This window comes from Microcystis sp. LEGE 08355 (assembly GCF_015207185.1).
In the GTDB taxonomy this organism is placed as follows: domain Bacteria; phylum Cyanobacteriota; class Cyanobacteriia; order Cyanobacteriales; family Microcystaceae; genus Microcystis; species Microcystis panniformis.
On record NZ_JADEXI010000822.1, the window covers coordinates 1 to 1,593 of the forward strand.

The 1,593-nt window shown below is 45.5% G+C and carries 1 protein-coding gene and 1 pseudogene; one reads left to right on the forward strand and one right to left on the reverse strand.

The genetic code is table 11. From position 1 onward, the window contains the following. Window positions 1-108 precede the first annotated feature (108 nt). Window positions 109-315, reverse strand: a pseudogene (locus IQ242_RS26525) (PEP-CTERM sorting domain-containing protein); the annotation flags it as partial. A 315-nt stretch (window positions 316-630) separates the two neighbouring features. Here IQ242_RS26525 and rnc point away from each other — a divergent pair. Then, window positions 631-1,311: a ribonuclease III gene (gene rnc, locus IQ242_RS24405; RefSeq protein WP_004157122.1), complete on the forward strand. Its 681-nt coding sequence runs from the start codon at window positions 631-633 to the stop codon at window positions 1,309-1,311. The last annotated feature ends 282 nt before the right edge of the window (window positions 1,312-1,593 follow it).

Below are 1,593 nucleotides of genomic sequence, written 5' to 3' on the forward strand. Positions count from 1 at the left end.
GGCTTATGGAATCCTGAAGTGCTTATTGGGCAAAACTTTTAGGACTATTTTGCGGAATAAACTATCAGTATAGACCTACTTTCCACACAGAAACCAGAAGAGCCTCCACAGGACAGCCAAATAAAAGCCCGATAATTTTAAAACAATTGTACTAATTGTAACTATAAAAAAGCGATCGAGGCGAGGATCGCTGGTTTTTTGCTGAAATTGTGCAATTTCAGCCAAGTCCACCGCTGCCATGCGTGCCTGTTCAATACACATCCCCAGGGTACCTAGGGCAAGAATAGCAGCGGATAGGTTTTCCGGTGAGAAGATTTGGGAGATTATGCCTAAACTAGCCGGAAAAAACAGATGAACGTAGGTTGGGCTTCGGCCGTGAGCTTTTGCCGAACGGTTGAAGCATGAAACCCAACGCCCGCATGGGTTACGCTACCGCTAACCCATCCTACAAATAATTGTGCCTCCCTACTTAGGGCAAGAATAGCAGCGGATAGGTTTTCTGGTGAAAAGATTTGGGAGATTATGCCTAAACTAGCCGGAAAAAACAGTAAAAAAAGGATCGTTCGTCTCATCTATTCGCGGTGGGGTCGGATTAAGATAAGAAATGCTCTTGACTTGATCATTTCTGTAATGTCTTGTTTGCCTCCTTTTCAAAATGCTCTCCTTCTCACCCAAGCTTTAACCCATCGTTCCTATGTCAATGAACAGTCCGAATTGACGGAAAATAACGAGCGCCTAGAATTTTTGGGCGACGCGATTTTGGCTTTTTTGGTGGGCGAACTATTGTATCAAAAATATCCCGCCATGAACGAGGCCGAATTAACCCGTTTGCGGTCAAATTTGGTCAAAGAAGAACAATTAGCGCAATTGGGCATTGAAATCGGCCTGGGAGAGTTAATGCGTTTGGGTAAGGGAGCAATTAAAGATCGGGGGCGATCGAATCCTACCCTATTAGCGGACACTTTTGAAGCGATAATTGGGGCTTATTATCTAGATTCGGGGTTAAATGCGGTTAAAAACTATCTGCACGGGCTGTTTATCCCTGTAGCCTCTCATTTAGTCTCTCAACAATCGGAATCGCCATCTTTTATCGATGCTAAAAATCTCTTTCAACAGTGGGCGCTGGCTAATTTCGCCTCTAATCCAGAATATGCGATCATCGATGTTACCGGACCGCCCCACGCTAGGGAATTTACCGCCGAAGTGCGGGTTAATAACCTTCTCTACGGTACAGGTAAAGGTAAACGGAAACAGGATGCCACCAAAGCGGCTGCCGAAGATGCCTTAAAGCGCTGTCAATTGCCAGGGTAAATAGGGTTTGCGGCAAAAAGTTTTTCGTGGGGGCAGGGTGTGACCCCCCCCAACCCCCCCGACATCGGGGGGGCAGGTGGGGTGTGGGGTGTAGGGTTTTACCGATTTTCAGGGGGTCAATTACCTAATTTTCGGGGAAAAAGTGCCTAAATTTCCCCCCCGATCACCCCAATTTCTGGCACTTTTTGAGGGGAAAAAAGTCTAAAATTCTTATCCAACAAAGTTTTTAGATTTATTCAGCAAATTCCACTTATCTTAGGGGCCACCAATTAACTTTATCTC

Bases quoted from the DNA above. Each gene is read 5' to 3' on its own strand.
- rnc (WP_004157122.1), top strand. From the start codon at position 631: ATGTCTTGTTTGCCTCCTTTTCAAAATGCTCTCCTTCTCACCCAAGCT.